This is a genomic window from Algoriphagus iocasae (assembly GCF_014206875.1).
GTDB classification, from domain to species: Bacteria; Bacteroidota; Bacteroidia; order Cytophagales; family Cyclobacteriaceae; genus Algoriphagus; species Algoriphagus iocasae.
Genome location: NZ_JACIJO010000003.1, coordinates 865039 through 887050 on the forward strand (window position 1 = coordinate 865039; position 22012 = coordinate 887050).

General features: G+C 39.2%; 18 protein-coding genes and 2 tRNA genes. 10 read left to right on the forward strand and 10 right to left on the reverse strand.

The window, feature by feature from the left end; all coding sequences use genetic code 11:
* Positions 1-35: 35 nt before the first annotated feature.
* From FHS59_RS17835 to FHS59_RS17850, 4 genes are all read right to left on the reverse strand, one after another.
* Positions 36-470, reverse strand: coding sequence for a hypothetical protein (locus FHS59_RS17835; protein ID WP_184496726.1), 435 nt, complete (start codon positions 468-470; stop codon positions 36-38).
* 64 nt (positions 471-534) lie between these two features.
* Positions 535-1716 (reverse strand): class I SAM-dependent rRNA methyltransferase, encoded by a 1182-nt coding sequence (locus FHS59_RS17840; RefSeq protein WP_184496727.1) that lies wholly within the window; start codon positions 1714-1716, stop codon positions 535-537.
* Positions 1703-3100, reverse strand: coding sequence for a sodium:solute symporter family protein (locus tag FHS59_RS17845; protein ID WP_184496728.1), 1398 nt, complete (start codon positions 3098-3100; stop codon positions 1703-1705). Before FHS59_RS17845 ends, FHS59_RS17840 begins: the two co-directional genes overlap by 14 nt.
* 10 nt (positions 3101-3110) lie before the next feature.
* A complete protein-coding gene (locus FHS59_RS17850) occupies positions 3111-4730 on the reverse strand; it encodes an ABC-F family ATP-binding cassette domain-containing protein (RefSeq protein WP_184496729.1) in 1620 nt (539 codons plus the stop codon).
* Between the two features lie 163 nt (positions 4731-4893).
* On the opposite strand from FHS59_RS17850, the gene FHS59_RS17855 reads away from it, so the two are divergent.
* The 3 genes from FHS59_RS17855 (at position 4894) to galE (ending at position 12353) form a co-directional block, all read left to right on the forward strand.
* On the forward strand, positions 4894-8025 hold the full coding sequence (locus FHS59_RS17855; RefSeq protein ID WP_184496730.1) for a PKD domain-containing protein: 3132 nt from the start codon (positions 4894-4896) through the stop codon (positions 8023-8025).
* A 46-nt stretch (positions 8026-8071) separates the two neighbouring features.
* Complete coding sequence (locus tag FHS59_RS17860; RefSeq protein WP_184496731.1) at positions 8072-11149, forward strand: PKD domain-containing protein; 3078 nt, start codon at positions 8072-8074, stop codon at positions 11147-11149.
* A 190-nt stretch (positions 11150-11339) separates the two neighbouring features.
* Entirely contained in the window at positions 11340-12353 is a 1014-nt protein-coding gene (gene galE / locus FHS59_RS17865; protein ID WP_184496732.1) for a UDP-glucose 4-epimerase GalE, read from the forward strand.
* Positions 12354-12366: 13 nt separating this feature from the next.
* Here the strand turns inward: galE and FHS59_RS17870 are convergent, their stop codons facing one another.
* The 3 genes from FHS59_RS17870 to FHS59_RS17880 form a co-directional block, all read right to left on the reverse strand.
* Complete coding sequence (locus tag FHS59_RS17870) at positions 12367-12633, reverse strand: glycoside hydrolase domain-containing protein (protein WP_246388510.1); 267 nt, start codon at positions 12631-12633, stop codon at positions 12367-12369.
* A gap of 45 nt (positions 12634-12678) precedes the next feature.
* Positions 12679-12752, reverse strand: a tRNA-Asp gene (locus tag FHS59_RS17875).
* 185 nt (positions 12753-12937) lie between these two features.
* Positions 12938-13011 (reverse strand) — tRNA-Asp (locus tag FHS59_RS17880).
* Positions 13012-13427: 416 nt separating this feature from the next.
* Here FHS59_RS17880 and FHS59_RS17885 point away from each other — a divergent pair.
* The 4 genes from FHS59_RS17885 to FHS59_RS17900 are packed head-to-tail and all read left to right on the forward strand — an operon-like array spanning position 13428 to position 16617.
* Complete coding sequence (locus tag FHS59_RS17885) at positions 13428-14375, forward strand: acetyl-CoA carboxylase carboxyltransferase subunit alpha (RefSeq protein ID WP_184496733.1); 948 nt, start codon at positions 13428-13430, stop codon at positions 14373-14375.
* A gap of 53 nt (positions 14376-14428) precedes the next feature.
* Positions 14429-15268: an MBL fold metallo-hydrolase gene (locus FHS59_RS17890; protein ID WP_184496734.1), complete on the forward strand. Its 840-nt coding sequence runs from the start codon at positions 14429-14431 to the stop codon at positions 15266-15268.
* A complete protein-coding gene (locus tag FHS59_RS17895; protein WP_184496735.1) occupies positions 15258-16052 on the forward strand; it encodes a patatin-like phospholipase family protein in 795 nt (264 codons plus the stop codon). The genes FHS59_RS17890 and FHS59_RS17895 overlap by 11 nt, the downstream gene beginning before the upstream one ends.
* 4 nt (positions 16053-16056) lie before the next feature.
* Complete coding sequence (locus FHS59_RS17900; RefSeq protein ID WP_184496736.1) at positions 16057-16617, forward strand: 1-acyl-sn-glycerol-3-phosphate acyltransferase; 561 nt, start codon at positions 16057-16059, stop codon at positions 16615-16617.
* Between the two features lie 4 nt (positions 16618-16621).
* Here FHS59_RS17900 and FHS59_RS17905 read toward each other — a convergent pair whose 3' ends face one another.
* From FHS59_RS17905 to FHS59_RS17915, 3 genes are read right to left on the reverse strand one after another with little or no spacing between them, the layout of a single operon-like run.
* The gene (locus FHS59_RS17905) at positions 16622-17818 is read right to left on the reverse strand and encodes an aspartate aminotransferase family protein (protein WP_184496737.1); all 1197 of its coding nucleotides are present in this window, start codon (positions 17816-17818) and stop codon (positions 16622-16624) included.
* A gap of 12 nt (positions 17819-17830) precedes the next feature.
* Positions 17831-18727, reverse strand: a complete 897-nt coding sequence (locus FHS59_RS17910) for a class I SAM-dependent methyltransferase (protein WP_184496738.1) — start codon at positions 18725-18727, stop codon at positions 17831-17833.
* Positions 18728-18763: 36 nt separating this feature from the next.
* Positions 18764-19582: an SDR family NAD(P)-dependent oxidoreductase gene (locus tag FHS59_RS17915; protein ID WP_184496739.1), complete on the reverse strand. Its 819-nt coding sequence runs from the start codon at positions 19580-19582 to the stop codon at positions 18764-18766.
* A 176-nt stretch (positions 19583-19758) separates the two neighbouring features.
* Between FHS59_RS17915 and FHS59_RS17920 the strand changes: the two genes are divergently transcribed.
* The 3 genes from FHS59_RS17920 to FHS59_RS17930 are packed head-to-tail and all read left to right on the forward strand — an operon-like array spanning position 19759 to position 21894.
* Positions 19759-20574, forward strand: a complete 816-nt coding sequence (locus tag FHS59_RS17920; RefSeq protein WP_184496740.1) for a 1-acyl-sn-glycerol-3-phosphate acyltransferase — start codon at positions 19759-19761, stop codon at positions 20572-20574.
* A complete protein-coding gene (locus tag FHS59_RS17925; protein WP_184496741.1) occupies positions 20571-21533 on the forward strand; it encodes a GNAT family N-acetyltransferase in 963 nt (320 codons plus the stop codon). The genes FHS59_RS17920 and FHS59_RS17925 overlap by 4 nt, the downstream gene beginning before the upstream one ends.
* Positions 21517-21894 (forward strand): CoA-binding protein, encoded by a 378-nt coding sequence (locus FHS59_RS17930; RefSeq protein WP_184496742.1) that lies wholly within the window; start codon positions 21517-21519, stop codon positions 21892-21894. Before FHS59_RS17925 ends, FHS59_RS17930 begins: the two co-directional genes overlap by 17 nt.
* The last annotated feature ends 118 nt before the right edge of the window (positions 21895-22012 follow it).

Genomic DNA, 22012 nt, shown 5'->3' on the forward strand with positions numbered 1-22012 from the left:
CAGGGAAATGCCGGACTTCAGTCAAATATTTTGATTTAGGCCAACCAAATAGACCAAGGAATTCTGGATAATAAAAGCAAAAGTCCAATGGCATACATCATGTAGATGCTTCTAAATCTTGCTTTGGATACTGTTCCTTTCTTTGCGCGGCTATATCCAATTGTGATCACTACAATCGCAATGATATTGATCAATGGATGTTCCACTGCCGTTAATCTCACAGCTGAATCTGACATTGCAGAACCGGATTTTAGCATCTCGAAACCTAATGGGCTTACGAAATATAGAATCAAGCCAACTGTCAATTGAATATGGGATAGGATAAAAGCAATAAGTGCGATTTTTCTATCCTTGTCTGAAAATTGCCTGTTGGATAGTGCTCCAATCAGCGCATAGGTAATAACTAGAATAAGAGCCAAAAGGACCAAATATGCCAGTCCTGAATGTAAATGTTGTAAGCCTGTGTACATGTTCGTTGAATTTGATAGGTGAAAATAGCTGAAAACTAATTATGAAATGTCCAATTCATCAGAATTACTCCACAAAAAGGACTAGACCCTTTAAATATTCTGTTTCAGTATGGAAAATATTAACTGGATGATCTGCAGGTTGGGTGACCTGATGAAGTATTTTGATTTTTCTACCACTTTCTAAAGCAGCAGCAGTGATGGTGTGAGCAAAAAGAGATTTGTCCACGACTTGACTACAGGAAAAAGTAAATAAAATCCCGCCAGTCTTAATCTTCTTCAAGGCCTCCGCATTCAATCTTTTGTAAGCCTGAACTGCATTGTGACGGGATTTTAGGTTTTTAGCAAATGCCGGAGGATCCAAAACAATGATGTCATAATCATCTCCGATTTCCCGGATATATTTTACCACATCGGCAACTTTTGATTCGTGTTTTCCTTGAATATCAGGATTTAGGGAAATGTTTTCCTCTGTCAATTCGATAGCTTTTGGCGAAATATCTACTGAATGAACTTCACTTGCACCTTCTTTCAAAGCCAAAACAGAAAAGCCTCCTGAATAACAGAATGTATTCAAAACCTTTTTTCCTTCGGAATAGGATGCCAACAGTTTTCTATTTTCCCGCTGATCTATGAAAAAACCAGTCTTTTGACCTTTTTCCCAATCGATTTTATAGGTTGCTCCATATTCCTGAACAAGATCTGTTTTTGGTTCGCCGATGATCCATTCATTAGAAGTGATTCCTAAGTTTTTTGGAAGAGTCTCAGCACTTTTATCATACACACCAGCCAACTTTTCACCATAGGTGTTTTTAATAGCATTGGCAATTTCCTTCATATGTGCATGCATTCCTACATGATGAGCTTGGATTACCGCAGTGCCATTGTAGAAATCAACGATCAAACCTGGAAGTAAATCCCCTTCACCATGAACGAGGCGATAAACATTGGTTTTAGGGTTTTCTGTAAGTCCCAAACTAACCCTCAGTTGGTATGCAGAAGCTATCTTTTCATTCCAAAAATCCTGGTCAATCTCTCTGTTTTCGAAGGAAATAATCCGAACCATGATGGAACCGTGAGAGAAATGACCTGTGCCAAGGAATTCATCTCTAGAGGAATAAACAGAGACGAGATCTCCATTTTGAAGAATCTCCGGCATCTGGTAAATGGCACCGGAAAAGACCCAGTGATGTCTGCGTTTTAAGGAAATCTCTTTTCCTTTTTTGAGAATAATTTTAGGATAATTCATCGTTTTGTAAGGTTCGTGTAGGGAAACTATAGCTTCCGATTATCATAGCTAAAATACTAAAAACCAAACCGATAATATGTGATCCGATTTGAGGTTCAAGTTGATCTGCTATTAAGTAAGAAATCATTCCAATGATCATTGCCAGCAAAGATCCCGTTGCTGAGGCTTTTTTCCAATACAATCCTGCCGTTAATGGAACGAACAAAGAAACTAACATCAGAATAGAAGCTCCGGCCACTAGATCATAAATATTCGATTCCATGGTAGCAATCAACGTTGCAATAATGGCTACGAAAACAATATTTGCCCGAAGGATCCAAAGTAGGTTTTTGTCTTTTAGTCTTTCACCAAACCAAGGTTTGATCAAGTTCTCAGAAATAATCGCTGCCGGAGCCAAGAGCCCAGAACTGGTGGTACTCATGATAGCAGAAATCAAAGCTCCGAAAAAGACGATCTGAATAGGCAATCCTCCATGTGCCAAAATCATGGTAGGAAGGAGCATTTGCTGATTTTCTAAATACAGCTCAGGATAAAGAACTTTGGCACCCAAAGCAATAAATAAAGGTAATAAGCCAAAGGTCAAGTAAAACCCTCCAGCCAAATAGGTGGACTGGACGGCTACTTTTTCGGATTTGGATGACATTACCCGCTGGTAAATATCCTGACTTGGGATACTTCCCAATCCCAAAATGATCCAGGCTCCAAAATAATTGATCCATGAGATGGCATCGGCATCGGGGAAGAATTGGAAACTTTCCTCAGGAGCCTGAGAAAGTATTTCTCCGATTCCGCCAGCTTCGTTTGCTACCATAATCGCCACCCAAAGAAGACCGATGACAATCATGGTAGTTTGGATAAAGTCTGTAATGGAAATGGCCCACATTCCACCAAGGAATGTATAGAAAACCACGATTCCTGAAGAAATCAAAATACCTTCTAACAAGGTTAAATCTGTGATTGATCCCAGCACCAAACTCAAAGCGACTAGTTGTGCTGCTACGTACCCGAAATAGGCAGGAATCATAAAGATGGAAGCAAAGAACTCGATCCGTTTGCCGAAAATCCTTTTGAAAACATCACCGATTGTTAAAACTCCCATTCGGTACATGGGACGGAGGTAAAACATTCCAAAGAGAACCAAACAGAGGGCTCCTCCAAATGGATCTTCAATAACTCCTTGTAATCCATCCTCCAAATAAACAGAAGAGGCTCCGAAAATCGTTTCGGAGCCAAACCATGTTGCAAATAATGCAGATGCGGATAGAAATAAAGGCAATGATCTGCCTGCTAAAACAAAATCATTTGAACTCTTGACGAGCCTCGTGGACCAAACGCCGATGGCTACAGTAATAGCCAGGTAAATGATGATGAATGTTAGCAGCAAGGTTTAGTGCTTAACTATTGCCATACATTTTTTCTCTGATAGCCTTGATTTCTTCTGAATTCAAGTAATCGTCATAAGGCATTCTTCTGTCTATCGTACCATTTGGAGTAAACTCGACGATTCTATTTGCAGAAGACTGTACAAATGCGTGGTCATAAGAAGACATGAGAACTGTTCCTGTAAAATCTACCACAGCATTGTTGAAGGCAGTAATTGATTCCAAATCCAAGTGGTTGGTAGGTTCGTCCATTACCAAAAGGTTTGGATTTTGAAGCATCATTTTAGAAATCATGCAACGAACTTTTTCACCACCGGAAAGTACTGAAGACTTTTTCAAGGATTCTTCTCCTGTGAAAAGCATTCTTCCCAAGAAGGTTCTTACATAAGCTTCTTCCTGATTTCCGGAGAACTGTCTCAACCATTCGATCAAAGAAATATCAGTCTTGAAATAGTCAGAGTTGTCATTTGGCAAGTAGGCTTTGTTAATGGTAACACCCCATTTAAAGCTTCCTTTTTGCGTTGGGATTTCCTCCATAATGGTTTGGAAGAATTTATTGACAGCTTGCTTTGTCTTGGATATAAAAGCGATTTTGTCTCCTTTGTCTACCATCAAATTGACATCGGTAAAGTAAGTCACTCCATCAGCTTTCAATTCTAGGTTTTCTGACATGAAAATCTGATCTCCAGCTTCTCTTTCTGGCTTGAAAATAATACCAGGGTACTTTCTTGAAGATGGTTGAATTTCATCCACATTCAATTTTTCAAGCATTTTCTTTCTGGAAGTAGCTTGTTTTGATTTCGCTACGTTTGCAGAGAATCGTTCGATAAATGATTGAAGTTCTTTTCTTTTATCTTCAGCTTTTTTGTTCTGATCAGAACGCTGCTTAAGAGCAAGCTGAGAAGATTCATACCAGAATGTATAGTTACCGGAGTAAATCTTGATTTTAGAGAAGTCAATATCTACGATATGAGTAGAAACTGTATCTAAGAAGTGACGATCGTGGGAAACAACTATCACTAGGTTTTTGAAATCAATTAGGAAGTTTTCTAACCACTCGATGGTATCCGAATCCAAATCGTTGGTAGGTTCATCGAGAATCAAGATGTCAGGATTTCCGAATAGTGCCTGTGCCAATAATACTCTTACTTTTTGATTACCTGCCAACTGGTTCATCGGTAAATAATGCAGGTCTTCTGAGATTCCCAATCCAGAAAGGAGGGAAGCAGCATCAGATTCAGCATTCCAGCCATCCATTTCAGCAAATTCAGCTTCCAATTCAGAGGCTCTTAATCCATCTTCTTCAGAAAAATCTTCCTTCATATAGATGGCATCTTTTTCCTCCATGATGGCATAGAGTTTTTTATGTCCCATTAGGACAGTTTTAAGAACTTCTACATCATCAAATTTGAAGTGATCCTGGCTTAAAACAGCCATTCTTTGTCCAGGAGTGATATTTACTGAACCACTGGTACTATCGATATCTCCGGAGAGAATTTTCAAAAAAGTAGATTTTCCAGCGCCATTGGCACCGATTACCCCATAGCAATTACCCGGGGTGAATTTTACACTTACTTCATCAAAAAGTGTTCTTTTTCCAAACTTGAGGGAAAGGTTATCTACTGAAATCATTCGGTCTTGCTTCTTTTTTTGAGCCGCAAAGATAGGAATTAAATTTTGTTGGCTAGGCTTGGAAGACTCTTTTCCTACTCGAATTCTACCGCTCCAAGAGATATTTTAAACGATTGTTTCGCAGGATGTTTATATTGAAAGATTAAAGCCCAACTGGGATTCTATGCGTAAAATTTTACACGGTTTTTTATTTCTTTTTTGTTGCCTTTGCTTCTTTCAGCAGGCTCAAGCCCAACTCTCCACTGTGGGAAAGGAGTTTTGGTTGGGTTTTATGGATAATAACAGGATTTTGCCAGACGCACCTGATCAGGCTGTCATCGTGATTTCTGCCAATGAAGATGCTGTTGGGGTAATAGAATATCGTGGTAGAACAGTGCCTTTTTCTTTGTCTCAAGGACAACAATTTACCCATATTATTCCTTCGACTGATCTGGATATGCTTCATAGAAATACTGGTCAGATCGAGAACAAAGGAATTTATATAAGTTCAAACGGAAAAATTGCAGTCTATGCATTTAATGAACGTTTCCGTTCTGCTGATGGAACGGTTGTTTTGCCTTTGGGAGCTTTAGGGAGAGATTATTATGTCACTTCTCATTATGAGTTTCTAACTACTCCCGTTTCCTTTGATGCAAATAATAATGATGAAAGCCAGCTGCTAGTAGTGGCAACAGAAGATGATACGGAAGTGGAGATCACTACCTCTGTCAATTCTTACGGTGGGCAAATTGCCCAAATTCCATTTACTATTACCCTAAATCGAGGGCAGAGTTATCAATTAAAAGCAAAAGCAGATTTAACCGGGACAAGAGTTCGGGTGCTTGATGAAAACTCGGATAACTGTAAGAAAATTGCTGTTTTCGGAGGAAATAAATGGACCACAGTCGGGGATTGTGGTGGTGCTCCTGATAATTTATTTCAGCAAACATATCCAACTAGCAGTTGGGGAACTTCCTTTGTCCATGTGGCTCTTGCAGGGAGAACATCCGGGGAACTCGTAAAAGTGCTCGCTTCGGAGGATAATACCCAGGTAACTGTTGCGGGACAAAACAGGGGTACTATCAATGCTGGCGAGTATTTGACCTTAGAGTTTGGCGTGGATCAATCCGCCAAAATTGAAACATCCAAACCAAGTAGCGTTACCGTATTTTCTAAAAGTCAGGAATGTAATAATCCAGGAGACGCAAACTTTCAAAATGGAGATCCATTTATGATTTCTTACAGTCCCAGTGAGCAATTGCTAAAAGAAATCCGGTTTAATGCTTTAAACCTTCCATCTATTGTCAACCATTATTTGAATTTGGTGGTAAAGAAGGGAACAGAGAACCTTACGATTTTAGACGGGCAAAACTTGGGTAATCGATTTTCTCCTGTTCCTGGTGATCCTAATTTTTCATTTGCTAGGATTATAATTCCAGAGGGAGTTCATCAATTAACAAATTCCGAAGGTTTTATAGGGTATGTATATGGATTTGGGTTTTTAGAATCCTATGGTTTCGCAGTGGGAGCAGCTCTGGATAACTTGAATTTTGAGACGGAAGCTTCTTATGATTTTGAAGTGGAAGGAGATCAAGTTGCCTGTTTAAATCAAGAAGGAACTTGGTTGATCAACTCAGAAAATCCGAATTACACCTATTTTGAATGGGATTTTGGTGATGGGTCTGATGTGAAAATTGGGAAGGAGGTTCAACAGATTTATGAAAAGCCAGGTATCTATGAGGTTTTGGTGAAAGCTTCGATAAGTCCCAATTCTTGTGAGGAGCAAGAAGAAATCACTTTTGAAGTAGAGGTTGTCGAACTGGAAGGTGATTTTGAAATACTGGGTTTAACCAGTGTATGTCCTGATGTGGAGGAATTGATTTATAAGCTAAATGATACAGCTGGGATTGCTAAAATTGATTTCTCAGTAATCGGGGGAGAGATCGTTGAAAATTATGGTGATTCTGTTTTGGTGAACTGGGGACCAACCAATCCATCTGCTCAAATAATTGCTGTTCCTTTTACCTCCAATGGTTGTCCAGCTGATTCGATCAAACTGGATGTGACCATCAACTTACAGTTGGTAGCGGAAATCCCAACAGGCTCAGAACAGGTTTGTTTTGATCCGGAAATCACTCATTTGTATTCTGTGCCTGAAGTGATTCCTGGTAGGAAATACGATTGGAATATTTCTGGAGGAACCATCATTGGCAATCCAGAAGAAGGAACTGTTGAAGTGAGTTGGGATCAACCTGGTGTCGAAGGTGAGATAAACTATACTGTATCCAGCATAATCGATCAATCCTGCTCTGGGGATTCTCCTCCTTTGAAAGTAAAGGTCTCGGAGTTATTTGAAATCAAAATGAAGCGATTGGAGTCCGGAACCTGCTTTGGTGGTAGCTCTGGAGAAATTGAACTTGAAATTATCGGTGGGGTGGAGCCTTTTGAAATCAAATGGGAACATGATCCTACTTTGAAATCCTTGAACGCTACTGGTTTAAAAGCCGGTTTATATACTGTTGAGGTTTTAGATCAAAATGGATGCGTGGCTAGAATGGAAGAAATTGAAATTGAGGAGCCTGCAAAATTGGAAGTAGTTTCAATTTCTACTGAAGGAACAAGCTGCTATGGAAAAGAAGACGGTACTTTGAATTTGATTCTTACAGGAGGAGTTGCTCCCTACTCATTTGATTTTGAAGGGAATCAAACATTTTCTGGGGTTTTGGATTACAAAGACATGGCTCAGGGAGTTTATGACTGGGAAATTGTGGATTCTAATGGATGCGTTTTGCCTATAAGTTTTGAAATAACATCTCCACCTGCTGTGGAGGTGGAAGTTAGGCTAGAAAAGCCTGCTTGCCCAGGTGGGAGTAATGGTGAGTTATTCGCATTTCCGGAAGGTGGCGCTGAACCCTATATTTATTCTTGGGAGGATCCTTTGGGGGTTGGAAATCAATTGATTGGAGTGCCAAAAGGAAATTATAATATATCTGTAACAGATAGTCAGGGTTGTATCAGTTTGGGAGTAGGAATTGTAAAAGAAGTAGCGCCAGAAGTGAGAATGCCAACGGGATTTGTTACAGGAAATGAAGAGGAGTTGTTTATGGGAGTTTCAAACTGTGAGATTCAGTTTGAGCTTTGGATTTTTAACCGATGGGGGCAATTGATTTATTCAGGGCCTTCAGGTTGGGATGGTTCAGTTTCAGGAGAATTAGCACCTACTGGATCCTATACTTATTTAATTCAATATTCATTTCCTTTGGATGGGGAAATGACCACATTAGAAAAACGAGGAGCATTTGCATTGATAAGATGAGTTGAAAAGAATGAAAGAATTGAGGTTTCGGAAAGTCTTATTAGCAATGCTGACACTATTTTTTGTGAGCTTCCATTCTTTTGCCCAATTGAGTACTATCGGAAAGGAATTTTACGTGGGTTTCATGGAAAATTACCGAAGAGACAATCAACCGGATGTGGCAGTCATCATTATCTCTGCAAATGAAGATAGTGAAGGTTTTATCCAGGCTGGCAACATTAACATCCCATTTTCTATTCAGGCAGGAGAGCAATTTGTTCATGAGTTTGGAGGTGAATTTATCCATCGTACTTCAGGAGAAAAAGAGAAAAAAAGCATTTACATCAATTCAAGTGGTGAAATAGCTGTCCATGCATTTAATCATCGACAGCGAAGTGGTGACGGCACAGTGATCTTACCAATCAATTCACTTGGCAAAGATTATTATGTGACAGCTCATGCAGATGTTTTTGGAGCTGGGCAAGATCCTGGGGGGAATAATAATTTTGAAAGTACCCTACTTGTGGTAGCTGTAGAAGATAATACTCAGCTGGAAATCATTGCTTCTTCAGGGACCGTTCACACAGTTCCGGCTAATGCCCCTATGAACATTACCCTGAATGCTGGGGAAAGTTATCAGGTGAAAGCAATAGGTGATTTGACCGGTTCGAGAGTGAGAGTTCTGAATGGAACAGATGGGGACTGTAAAAATGTGGCTGTTTTTGGTGGAAATAAACTGACCAGCGTTGGAGATTGCGGTACGACTGGGGATCATTTGTTTCAGCAGACATACCCGATCAAAGCATGGGGAAAATCATACATTCATGTCCCCTTGGCTGATAGATCTTCAGGGGAAATAGTCAAAGTTTTGGCTTATGAAAATGGAACTGATGTAAGAGTTAATGGAAATTCAGTCGGTACACTGAATGCTGGGAAGTTTCTGAAATTGGAATTCGGTACTGATGAAGTGGTTTCCATAGAAACCTCAAAACCAACTGCGGTCACAGGCTTAGCAAAAAGCCAGGCCTGCAACGCAAAAAGCACTGCTTATACAGCTCTTGGTGATCCTGCGATGATTACCTATAGCGCAAACGAACAAAGATTAAAATCCCTTGTTTTCTCTTCGGCTCCAGAAACAGAAATAGAAAGGCATTTTGTCAATCTGATCGTGCCTAGTGGATTTGCAGATCAAACGATTTTAAATGGACAAAATGTAGGTTTGAATTTCAAGCCTGTTCCGGGAAATTCCGGCTTTGAATATGCCCAGATTGAAGTACAGGGAGGTGTCAATTCAGTTTCTAATCCCGAAGGATTTATTGGCTATGCCTATGGATCAGGCTTTATCGAATCTTATGGTTATGCCATGGGAGCAAGTTTGGAAAATGTCCAATTTGAAACGGAGACGACGTATGAATTTGAGGTGGAGGGAGAGAAGGTAGCTTGCTATAATAAAGAAGGTGTTTGGAAAATAATACCTGATGTCCCAAAATTCACCTCCTTTACTTGGGATTTTGGGGATGAAACCGATCTTCAAGAAGGACAGGAAGTAGCACATACTTTTACAGATGAAGGGATTTTTGAGGTTTTGGTAATTGCATCTACGGGAGATGGAAGTTGTGATAGTGAAGAAGAATTCACTTTTGAAGTGGAGGTCAAAAAAATTGAAGGGGAATTGATCGGACCAAGTGCTGTTTGTCCAAATGAGGATGAAGTCACTTATACTTTTACTAAAACGAAAAACTTTGAAAAGGTAATTTGGGAAGTGGAAAATGGTACCGAATTGGTCAGCACCGATTCCACCATAACCATCAAATGGGATCAACCTACTTCCAATGGTTTTGTCAGGGCAATTCCACTTGCAGAAAATGGCTGTGATGGTGAAATCCAAGAGATTCAAGTGATTATTTCAGATAATTATGAGCCTGATTTGCCTTTAGGTCCTGATGGAATATGTGGGATTCAATCGATGGGATTGGATTATGAAGTTCCTTTTCCTTCAGAGCGAAATCAATACAATTGGGTAGTTACCGGGGGGTCAATATCTCAAGGACAAGGAACAGAAAAGGTTTCCGTTGTTTGGGATTTTGATGCTTCAGAGAGGAGTATATTCTATGAATCAACCTCAAAAGACAATGCATTATGCTCAGGATCATCAGAAATCTTAGAGGTGGCTATTTTTTCGGAGTTTAAGCTGGAACTTATGGATAAGCTGTCACCGGCTTGCCCAAGTGAAACTAACGGCATTATAAAAATTGAGCCATCAGGAGGTTCGGGATGGTATGAAGTAAAATGGTCCCATGATCCTAATCTTGAATCTTATTCAGCCTTTGGATTATCATCAGGTACTTATGAGGTGACAGTTGTCGATTTATCTGGTTGTGGAGAAGAAACTTTATCTATTTCACTTGATGATTTAGATCCCATAGAAGTTGTAGGAACGATAATTTCTGAGGATGTGAGTTGCTCCGACCAAACTGATGGCTCATATCGAGTGAAAGTAGTAGGAGGTACTGCCCCGTATGAAGTGGAAGGAATGGACTCTAAATGGGATGGAGAATTTCTTCAGGTTTCTGGGGTAGCAAAAGGAGTTTTTTCGCACAGCATAGTTGATTCACGAGGATGTAGTTTGATTTATGAGGGTGAAATCAAAGGACCCGATCCATTGGAACTTTCATTTATTGAGGAAAACCCAGGTTGCCCAGGCGGAGCAGATGGTGTTTTAGAAGTAAAGGTTCAAGGAGGAACAGGACCTTACTCGATTGTTTGGGAAAATGGATTGACTGGAAGTAAAATTTCCGGTTTGTCATCGGGAGAATTTTCAGTTTCTGTTACTGATGCAAATGGCTGTGAAGTTTCCGGAGTTGGGAAAGTCAGCGAATCCAAGCCCCAAGTAAGAATGCCAACTGGCTTTAATCCTGTACGAAGTAATTATGAGCCAATTACAAATTGTTCAATTACCTATCAATTGTTTATTTGGGATCGTTGGGGCCAATTGATTTATTCAGGTTCGGAAGGATGGAACGGACAATTTAGAGGTGGATCTTTACCTACAGGAACCTATACTTATAAAATCGATTATGAATATCCTTTGGAAGGCAATGTAGGTAGGGATTCTAAAACGGGGACTTTTACTTTAGTCCAGTGATTTTTAAATAATGTTGGTCAATTTCCCCAGTTTTGGATAGTTTTACCTCCTTAAATTTTTGATGATATGAAATCAGGAATAAGTGATTTCGTTATTTAATTCAATGATTATTTAAAATGGGGGAATTCTTAATTACTAGCTTTTGATTTTTAGCATTTGAGAGGAAACTCCACAATTTATTTATAAGTACATGAAAAACATTTTAATCACCGGAGGAGCAGGATATATAGGATCGCATACTGCGGTGGAGCTGGTAAAAGCTGGTTATAGACCAATAGTTTTAGATGATTTCTCTAATTCTGACCCAAGTGTGATCGAGCGGGTTTCTGAGATTATTGGCCAAAAGCTGATTTGTTTCGAGGGTGATTGCAATGATAAATCAGTTTTGGAGAAAATTCATGCTGAATATCCGCTAGAGGGAGTTATTCATTTTGCAGCCTTTAAAGCAGTGGGAGAAAGTACAGTTTTGCCATTGAAATATTATCAGAACAATGTGGGATCCTTGACTGTTTTGCTGGAATTTATGCAAGAGAAGGGCATTAAAAACATCGTGTTTTCTTCTTCTTGTACAGTTTATGGACAACCGGATAAGTTGCCTGTGACTGAGGAAACTCCAAGAAAAGATGCTGAAAGTCCTTATGGAAACACAAAGAAAATCTGTGAGGATATTTTGGTAGACTTTGTAAAAAGTAAAGCAAATGTCAGGGTGGTTTCCTTGAGGTATTTTAATCCGGTAGGAGCACATCCTAGCTCCAAAATCGGTGAATTACCAAATGGCACCCCAAACAATCTGGTTCCTTTTGTGACGCAAACTGCAGCGGGGATACGCGAGAAAATAACTGTCTTTGGTAATGACTATGACACAGTAGATGGTAGCTGTGTTCGAGATTTTATCCATGTGATGGATTTGGCAGATGCGCATGTAAAAGCATTGTCCTATCTGGACCAGAAAAATGCTCCGTTTTACGATGTGTTTAATGTGGGTACAGGGAATGGAAATACAGTCTTGGAAATCATTGAAACCTTTGAAAAAGTAAATGATCTCAAACTGAATTATGAAATAGGTCCACGAAGGGCAGGGGATGTGGTGAAGATTTGGGCTGACACAAAAAAAATCAATGAGGTGCTGGGGTGGTTTCCAAAATACTCACTGGAAGATTCGATGAGAGATTCCTGGAACTGGCAGAAATCTCTCGCGAATTAATCATAAATCTATATCAATACTGGTTGCTCATTTGCAAAACCAGTTCTCTACCTTGGATGATTTGATCATGTCTTAGATTAAATTCATCCAAGGTTTTTTTGTTGAAAATGGCTGATTTGACATAGACTTTATTTTCACCATTGTTTAGTGCATTGATTACAAAGTTGCCACTGGGATAATAATCTGGATTTAGCTTGATCCTGATTTCATCAAAGTTGGAGCTTCCAATTTCATAGGAAGCGTTTGCTTCTGTTCCACCATTTGCGGAAAGGATTTCCAATGGGCAGAAACAAAAAAAGCCTCGAATTGCTTCGAAGCTTTTAAGCGGAATGGACGGGACTCGAACCCGCGACCTCCTGCGTGACAGGCAGGCATTCTAACCAGCTGAACTACCACTCCAATATTTTTATTTAATCAATTTGATGACTTATTCATCAATTTTAAGCGATGTCATTCAGCTCTTATCATGCAATCTTTCGAAGATGCGACCTTCCCGATGTATCGGGACAGGCATTCTAACCAGCTGAACTACCACTCCAATATTTTTATTTAATCAATTTGATGACTTATTCATCAATTTTAAGCGGAATGGACGGGACTCGAACCCGCGACCTCCTGCGTGACAGGCAGGCATTCTAACCAGCTGAACTACCACTCCGTTTCAACAAAATTAAGGATTTGAAGTATCTTATTTACTTCCCCTCGTTTTTGAGTGATGCAAAGGTAGGTTTTTGAATCATTAATACAAAAACAGATTAAAAAAAATGATTCAATAAATTGTATTGACTTCTGATTCAAGGAGATAAATTTTCATTAAATCCTAGAGAATCCTGCCTGTAGAAATTGAAAAGCCACTTTTCAATTAAATAAAACAGAAACTAGCCACATATCTTTAAAGTATTCTCAGTCCATTTGTGGAAAACACCTGAAATTAATTTTCATGAAAGACGTTTTTTACTTACTTGTTCAGAATTTAATTGTTCTTGAAAATCAAGGGCTTTGAAAGTGAATCGGTAAAAATTTTATTTCTCAGGGGTATATTGCTTATCTTTAACCTTCCAAAAAATCACCAGAATGGTATTAGAATTCGAGAAACCTATAGCTGATTTAGAGCAGAAACTTCAGGAAATGAAGGATTTAGCCCAGGGTAGAAACATAGATTTAACTTCAGATATTCAATCATTAGAAGAAAAAATCCTGGCTTTGAAAAAGGAAACGTTTCAAAATTTGACCCGCTGGCAACGTGTTCAGCTTTCCAGACATGCTGATAGACCGTATGCCTTGGATTACATCTACGAAATCACAAGCGATTTTATCGAGCTTCACGGTGATAGAACCGTCGCTGATGACAAAGCAATGGTTGGTGGCCTTGGAGATATAGATGGAAGATCTGTGATGTTTATCGGACAGCAAAAAGGTAGAAATACCAAGCAGCGTCAGATGAGAAACTTCGGGATGGCAAATCCGGAAGGATACAGAAAGGCTTTACGTCTGATGAAAATGGCTGAAAAATTCGGAAAGCCTATCGTGACTTTGATAGACACCCCAGGTGCATTTCCAGGATTGGAAGCTGAAGAAAGAGGACAAGGAGAGGCAATTGCAAGAAACCTCAAAGAGATGTTTATGCTAAAAGTGCCAGTCATCTGTATAATTATTGGTGAAGGTGCATCCGGTGGTGCATTGGGCATTGCAATTGGAGACCGTGTGATGATGCTTGAAAATTCATGGTATTCTGTAATCTCTCCAGAAAACTGTTCTACTATTTTATGGAGAAGTTGGGATTATAAAGAGCAGGCAGCCGAGTCTCTGAAGCTTACCGCAAAAGATATGAAAGGTAATGGATTGGTAGACGATATTATTCCAGAGCCATTAGGCGGAGCTCATAAAGACATGAAACAAATGTCTCTTACACTTAAGGAGACGATTTTGAAAGCCTTGAAAGAGCTGGATAAAATCAAACCAGAAAAAAGAATTGAACAGCGCATCGATAAGTTTTGCTCGATGGGCGTAGTTGTAGAGTAAAACTTCAAATCCCGGTCTTCTAAAAAGGACCGGGCTTTTTCTTTCTAAGCAATATGGATTTATACGTAGTCAATACAGGTTTTTTTAAACTCGATGGGGGAGCCATGTTTGGAGTGGTACCGAAAACGCTTTGGTCTAGAACCAATCCTGCAGATGAAAACAATCTCTGTACATGGGCGATGCGCTCACTTTTGGTAGTGGATGGAAATAGGGTGGTACTGATTGATAATGGAATTGGGGATAAGCAAGATGCCAAGTTCTTTTCCCATTATTACCTGCATGGAGAGGATTCGTTGAAAGGAAACTTAATGAAATTGGGTGTTCATACGACAGATATCACCGATAACTTTTTGACTCACTTGCATTTTGATCATTGTGGTGGAGGCGTGAGTTATGGCTCACATGGTCAATATGAAATGACATTTCGTAGAGCCACTTACTGGACAAATAAAGATCATTGGCACTGGGCCACTGTTCCAAACGCTAGAGAAAAAGCTTCTTTCTTAAAGGAAAATATTCTTCCGATGGAAGAGTTGGGACAAGTTGGGTTTTTGGATCTTAATAAACCTCAGCTTTTCGAGGGGTTTGACTTTATCACGGTGGACGGTCATACTGATAAACAAATGCTTCCAAAAATTCAATATAAAGGCAAGACTATTGTATTTGTTGCAGATTTGTTGCCATCTGTGGGACATATTCCTATTCCGTATGTGATGGGTTATGATACCAGACCATTGTTGACAATGGATGAAAAAAGTAAGTTTTTGGAAGAAGCTGCAAGGGAAGGATATATTCTGTTTTTGGAGCATGATCCGGTTAATGAATGCTGTACCGTGAAAATGACTGAAAAGGGAGTTAGATTAGATCAAACTTTTAAGTTAAATGAAATCTAATCTTAAAATCGGCATAGCTTTGTCTGGAGGAGGTGTCCGAGGAATTTCCCATTTGGGTGTTTTAAAAGGCTTAAATGATGCAGGGATTTTCCCCACAAAAGTCAGCGGAACTTCAGCTGGAGCGATTGCCGGAGCAATGTATTGTGATGGATATAAACCCGAGGAAGTTTTAAAAATCATCGTAGAAACGAATTATTTTAAGTTTATGCGACCTGCGATTTCTTTGACAGGGATTCTTAAAATGAATTCTGTTGGAGATTTATTCAAGTTGTATTTAAAGCATAATAGTTTTAATGATTTGAAAATCCCTTTGACTGTTGCAGCTACTGACATCAAAAAAGGAAAAGTTGTCTATTTTTCAGAAGGGGAGTTGATCAATCCTATTTTGGCATCCTCCTGTATTCCCGGAATGTTTGACCCTATTGTGATCAATAATTCCCAATATATTGACGGAGGCGTATTAAATAATCTGCCTGTGGAGCCATTGGAGGGTTTTTGTGACTATGTCATCGGTGTCAACTGTAACCAACTTCCAGAGGAAAGTAATATCAGAAATATGAAGAGTCTGATAGAAAGATCTGTGATTATGGCCATGAATTCCAATGTCTATAGCAGGAAATCTAAATGTGATTTTTTCATTGAATCCCCTGGTCTAGGAAAGTACGGAGTCTTTGATATCAAGAAAGCCCCTGAATTATTTCAGGCAGGATACGATCGAGTATCGCAATTTATTGATGAAAATCCTGCAATTTTGGAACTCTCAACAAGCGAAAAGAAAAAGTAAGATTATGATGAAGTTGTTGTCTCGGTTTGTTTTCTGGATTTCTGGCTGGTCCTTAAATGCCAATTGGCCTGAAGGCTTAAAGAAGGCAGTATTGATTGCAATTCCTCATACTTCCAACTGGGATATTTTGTATGCGAGAGCAGCATTTTTCTTAATGGACATTCCTGTTAGGTTTACCATAAAAAAAGAGGTGATGGTGGGACCGCTGGGTTGGTTGCTTTCTGGATTGGGTGCCATTGCTATTGACAGAAAGCGTATTCCTGGCGGTAGAAAGCAGACCTATACCGAAGCGATGATTTCCATGCTCAAAGAGCGGGATGAGTTAGTGATCATGGTGACACCAGAGGGTACTAGATCCCAGGTTAAAAAGTGGAAATCCGGATTTTACCATATTGCTCTTGGAGCTGATGTACCGGTAGTAGTAGGATACCTTGATTACAAAAAGAAAGAAGCCGGAATTGGTCCATGCATTTACCCTAATGGAAACATGGATGAGCAGATTGAAGAAATGAAAGTCTTCGGAAGAACTGTAACCGGAAGACACCCAGAAAAAGGGATTTTATAAGCCCTTATTTCAAATCTCCACTTACTTCCTTAATTGCCTGTAATATTATAGAACAGGATTCACGGATTTCGTCCTCGGTAATTGTTAAGGGAGGGGCGATTCGCATAGAATCGTCACAAAACAGAAACCAATCTGTAATGACGCCTAATTCTATGGCTCGGTCAATAATTGGTTTCAGCTCATCGAAAGAGCCAAACTCCACAGCCATCATCAATCCTTTATTTCTGATTCCTTTGATTTTTGGATGTACCAATAGTGATTTGATCAGATTTGCTTTGCTCTCAACTTGATCGATCAAAGACTCTTTCTGTAGGATTTCTATAGTAGCAATACTAGCAGCAGCAGAAACGGGATGACCACCAAATGTGGTAATATGACCAAGAAGTGGATTGTTTTTGAAAGCTCCCATCACTTCTTTATTGGCGATGAATGCACCGATAGGCATGCCACCACCCATTCCTTTGGCACAAACGATCATGTCTGGAACAATCTCAAAATGCTCAAATGCCCAGAATTTTCCTGTTCGCCCAAAACCACATTGTATTTCATCCAAAATCAACAAAGTCCCAGTTTCATCACATTTTTCCCGAAGTGCTTTGAAATAATCTTTTGTGGCAACTCTGATACCAGCTTCACCTTGAATGGTCTCCATGATGACAGCAGCTGTTTCATTGTCGATGAGTGCTAGATCTTCAAGAACTCCATACCGAATATTGCTGACTCCGGGGAGCAGAGGTCGATAGGCTCTTTTAAAAATTTCATTTCCTCCTACACTCAAAGCGCCATGGGAACTCCCATGATAGGCATTCACACATGAAATTAGGTTTCTTTTTCCGGTATGTCTTTTTGCCAGTTTCAATGCTCCTTCTACTGCCTCCGATCCACTATTTACCAAATACACGTTGTCTAAAGTGGAAGGCAGTGTGTTGCAAATAGCTTTTGCCAATTCAGTCTGTGGGCTTTGAACATATTCTCCATAGACCATGAGATGCATGTATTTATCCAATTGTGTCTGGATTGCTTCCAAGACCTTCGGATGTCTATGTCCAACATTGCTCACGCCAATTCCAGAAATCAGATCGATGTATTTTTCGCCTTTTGGACCAAAAAGGTAAATACCTTCTGCTTTTTCCACTTCAATCATCAATGGAAAATCTGTCGTTTGTGCTAAATGCTGGAGAAATAGTTGGCGGTTATTCATTTTAAAGGGTAATCAATAGCTCGAGAAACGGTAAAAAATCCCTAGTGGAAGTTTTTTGTCAAAGGAATCATTGAGGTAAAGTTCTCCATGTTCTGCGTTTCTTACATTTTTGAAATTTGTCTTGATCAGGTTGGTGGCAATCAAGGAAGAGAAACTCAAAGAGTACATGTTCAGCAAAAGGAAATGATTCTCTGGATCCAGAATTTCGGCACAGACTTTAAGCATTTCATTGATTTGCTCCTCAAGAACCCATTTTTCACCGTCTGGACCTCGTCCATAAGCAGGAGGATCCAAAATAATTCCTTGGTATTTATTGCCTCTACGTGCTTCTCTTTTGATGAATTTCATCGCATCATCGACGATCCATCGGATTCCTTCCAAACCGGAAGACTCCATATTGTGTCTGGACCAAGTCACAACCTGCTTCACGGAGTCAAGGTGGGTAACTTCTGCACCTGCGGCTCTTGCAGCGACCGATGCAGCTCCAGTGTATGCAAAAAGGTTTAGAACTTTTGGGTTAGCAACTGGGCTACTTTTGATTTTAGAATAGAGATAATCCCAGTTTACTGCCTGCTCAGGAAATAAGCCGATGTGTTTAAAGGAAGTTTGGGCAAGGTTCAGTTTCAGAGAAAGTCCTTCTTTATTTTCATAAGAGATGCTCCAGTTGTGAGGCATCTTTTTTAACTGTTCCCATTGGCCCTTTTCAGGATTGTTTTTTTCTTTCGCAAAATGGGCATGGGCTTGTTTTTTCCACTCATGATCTGGAAGGGATTTGTCCCAAATAGCCTGAGGCTCAGGTCGACTTAAGATAAACTGGCCAAATCGCTCTAGCTTTTCAAATCCTCCTGTATCCAAAAGTTCGTAATCTGCCCAATCGGATGGGCTAAGGGATAAAATCGTTTCTTGCATGCCTTTTTGTTTCAGCTTGCAAAAATAAGGAAATAATCAGGAAAGGATTTCTTTCACCTTCATAAGACTGAAATCATAAAGTTGCTTTTGCAGTTGTAAGTCCTCAGAATCTTTAATAGGCCGAATTGGCTTTTTGTTTTTATAGTAAGCTCCAGATTGTAATTTATCTGAGGGAGTTTTCGCGAGAAATACTGTGGTTTCAGCTCCTTTTTTAGCACTGATAAAAAACAGTTTGCTAAGTGAAATGATTGTTTTTGAAAGGATATCTGATTCAGAACCGAAGGAAGTTCTAACAGCTCCTGGATGTAAGGAGTAAAAACCTATTTCATTACTATTTTGAAAAGAATCCAAATAATTGGAATTGAGTATGTTATAAAATTTAGAAGAGCCGTATTTTGACCAAGAGTTTTTTGAGTTTATAAGTCCAATGTCCTTGGGGTTTAGTTTCCCGATTCTATGTACTTCAGAGCTCAGAAAGATTATTTTCCCCTTGGTGATGTTTGGTAGCAACAAATTAGTGAGATGGAAATGCCCCAAATGATTGACGGCAAAAGTCCAATCCAGACCTTCTTCGGTGATTTTGTTTCCGGGAAACATCCCGCCGGCATTGTTTATTAAGAGATCAATTTTTGGATAGGTTTCAGAAATGAGTTTTCCAGCTTCATCCACACTTTTGATAGAACTCAGATCCATTTTGATGCAATGAAACTTCTCAGGTTCTTTAAATTGTGAAATCAAGTTTTGAGCCTTTTCCAGATTTCTTACTGGTAGGATGATTTTCGAAAAAGAAGGATACAAGGATTTTACGGTTTCAAAGCCAATACCCGAAGTTCCTCCTGTGATTACAAGATTCATATAAATAAGTTGATTTTCGTTTAAAAAATAACTGACTTGGTTTTCAGAGGACTAGTACTAAAGTTTAAAATGCATCCTTCAATAAACCTTTATTTTCTTAATTTTAAACTTATTTTTCTAGGAAATAGATTAACTAATTCTTGGTTTATCCCCAAAAAGCATAGTAAATAACATCCATGTCTGATAAATTTATTGATGTTAGGAAAGTCATAAAAGACAAAAATCCGAAGCTCCTGAAATGGATGCCTGGCTTTCTTATATCTTATATCAGGAAAGTAATCCACGAAGATTGGCTGAATGCTACGATGAATAAAATTCATCATCTCAATGGGCTTGATTTTGTGAATGCAGTTATTGAAGATTTTAAAATCGAGGTGGAACTTATCGGTGGGGAAAATATACCTAAGACCGGTGGAGTGATTATCGCTTCGAATCATCCACTTGGTGGAATTGACGGAATAGCTTTGATGTATGCTGTGGGCAAAATCAGGAAGGATATCCGGTTTTTGGTAAATGATTTGTTGATGTCTTTTGAAAATTTCCAGCCCATGTTTGTTCCTGTGAATAAATTGGGAAAGAATTCTCAAAAGAATCTGGATAATATCGACCAGGTTTATGCCAAGGATTATGTGGTGATGGTTTTTCCGGCTGGTTTGGTTTCCAGGAAGTTTCCCGATGGGATTAAAGACCTACTTTGGAAAAAAAGTTTTGTGACTAAGTCAAAAAAGTACAAAAAAGATATAATTCCTTGCTTTGTGGATGGGAAGAATTCGAAGTTTTTTTACAATTTGGCTCATTGGAGAAAGAAACTAGGAATTCAAGCAAATATTGAAATGTTTTATCTTGCTGATGAAATGTACCAGCAGCAAGGTAAAAAAGTGACAATCCATCTTGGAGAGCCAATAAAGCATCAAGAATTGGGTTCCAGCAAAACAGACGCTCAATGGTCTGAGCATATAAAAGAAATTGTTTACAAATTAGGACAAACATGAGTAAAGAAGCAGAAATTATTCCTCCAGTAGATCCGGCATTGATCAAAGCCGAACTCACTGCAGACCGATTTTTGCGGTATGCGAATAATGGGGATAATTTGGTTTTTTTAGTCAATCATCATAATTCTCCCAATATAGTGAGAGAGATAGGCCGTTTGCGTGAATTGACTTTTAGAGCGGCAGGAGGAGGAACTGGTCTTGCTTTGGATTTAGACGAAAATGATACCTGTGAAAATTGCTATGACCAGCTGATCACCTGGAGCCCAGAGGACGAGGAAATAGTGGCTGGTTATCGATTAATAAATTGTAAAACCGCCATCAATGGTGATGGTACAATCAATCTTTCTACCACGCATCTATTTGATTTTTCTGAACAGTTTATACAGGATTATATTCCTTATACGATTGAATTAGGAAGGTCTTTTGTTCAACCAAAATACCAACCGAGCATAGACAATAGAAAAGGAATTTTCAGTTTGGATAATCTTTGGGATGGTTTAGGGGCAGTAGTGTTATTAAATCCGGATGTGAAGTTTCTTTTTGGGAAAGTAACCATGTACCCACATTACAACAGGGAAGCCAGGGATTTGCTTTTGATGTTTATGAATCATTATTTCCCTGATAAACAAGGGCTTGTCAAACCAAAGCCTGAGTTGAAATTAGGGTATGAAACCGATTTGCCTTCACATGGAAATCCATTTGAAAATCTGGATTATAAAGAAGGTTACAAAGTTCTGAATACAAGAATCAGATCTTATGGAGAGAATATTCCTCCCTTGATCAACACCTATATGAATTTATCTCCTACGATGATGACTTTTGGGACTGCTCTGAATGACGAATTCGGAGAAGTGGAAGAAACGGGGATATTAATCACTCTCTCGGACATCTACGAAACCAAAAAGCATCGTCATATGGATACTTTTGAGAGAGATCGTGTGTATGGTAGTAGAAAATAAATTGACATTAATAGCAGGAGCCAGCGCTGATCCATCTAGGTATGCCTATACTGCTGCATTATTTTTAAACCGAAAGAATCTTCCATTTTTACCGATTGGAATCAAAAAAGGAGATGTCCAGGGGAAAGAGATTTTACCACTTAGAGAAAAGCCAAATCTTGATGAAATACATACCATTACCATGTATATGAATGCGGGGCATCAGAAGGAGTGGGAAGATTATTTTTTGAGCTTGAAGCCTAAAAGAATCATTTTTAATCCAGGGGCTGAGAATCCCGATTTTGCGGAGCGGGCAAAATCTCAAGGAGTATCTTGTATCAATGGATGTACTCTAGTGATGATAAACACTGGACAGTACTGAAAATCAGGGACTAAACAACTAACTATAAAACCTTCGCAAGAGGCATTTTGGTGTAAGGAAAAAGCTGGGTTAAGTCACATTTTTTTTCTATCTTGCGTATTCTTTAAATGAACACAAA

Bases quoted from the DNA above. Each gene is read 5' to 3' on its own strand.
- FHS59_RS17835 (WP_184496726.1), bottom strand. From the start codon at position 470: ATGTACACAGGCTTACAACATTTACATTCAGGACTGGCATATTTGGTC.
- FHS59_RS17840 (WP_184496727.1), bottom strand. From the start codon at position 1,716: ATGAATTATCCTAAAATTATTCTCAAAAAAGGAAAAGAGATTTCCTTA.
- FHS59_RS17850 (WP_184496729.1), bottom strand. From the start codon at position 4,730: ATGATTTCAGTAGATAACCTTTCCCTCAAGTTTGGAAAAAGAACACTT.
- FHS59_RS17855 (WP_184496730.1), top strand. From the start codon at position 4,894: ATGCGTAAAATTTTACACGGTTTTTTATTTCTTTTTTGTTGCCTTTGC.
- FHS59_RS17860 (WP_184496731.1), top strand. From the start codon at position 8,072: ATGCTGACACTATTTTTTGTGAGCTTCCATTCTTTTGCCCAATTGAGT.
- galE (WP_184496732.1), top strand. From the start codon at position 11,340: ATGAAAAACATTTTAATCACCGGAGGAGCAGGATATATAGGATCGCAT.
- FHS59_RS17885 (WP_184496733.1), top strand. From the start codon at position 13,428: ATGGTATTAGAATTCGAGAAACCTATAGCTGATTTAGAGCAGAAACTT.
- FHS59_RS17890 (WP_184496734.1), top strand. From the start codon at position 14,429: ATGGATTTATACGTAGTCAATACAGGTTTTTTTAAACTCGATGGGGGA.
- FHS59_RS17895 (WP_184496735.1), top strand. From the start codon at position 15,258: ATGAAATCTAATCTTAAAATCGGCATAGCTTTGTCTGGAGGAGGTGTC.
- FHS59_RS17900 (WP_184496736.1), top strand. From the start codon at position 16,057: ATGATGAAGTTGTTGTCTCGGTTTGTTTTCTGGATTTCTGGCTGGTCC.
- FHS59_RS17905 (WP_184496737.1), bottom strand. From the start codon at position 17,818: ATGAATAACCGCCAACTATTTCTCCAGCATTTAGCACAAACGACAGAT.
- FHS59_RS17910 (WP_184496738.1), bottom strand. From the start codon at position 18,727: ATGCAAGAAACGATTTTATCCCTTAGCCCATCCGATTGGGCAGATTAC.
- FHS59_RS17915 (WP_184496739.1), bottom strand. From the start codon at position 19,582: ATGAATCTTGTAATCACAGGAGGAACTTCGGGTATTGGCTTTGAAACC.
- FHS59_RS17920 (WP_184496740.1), top strand. From the start codon at position 19,759: ATGTCTGATAAATTTATTGATGTTAGGAAAGTCATAAAAGACAAAAAT.
- FHS59_RS17925 (WP_184496741.1), top strand. From the start codon at position 20,571: ATGAGTAAAGAAGCAGAAATTATTCCTCCAGTAGATCCGGCATTGATC.
- FHS59_RS17930 (WP_184496742.1), top strand. From the start codon at position 21,517: ATGGTAGTAGAAAATAAATTGACATTAATAGCAGGAGCCAGCGCTGAT.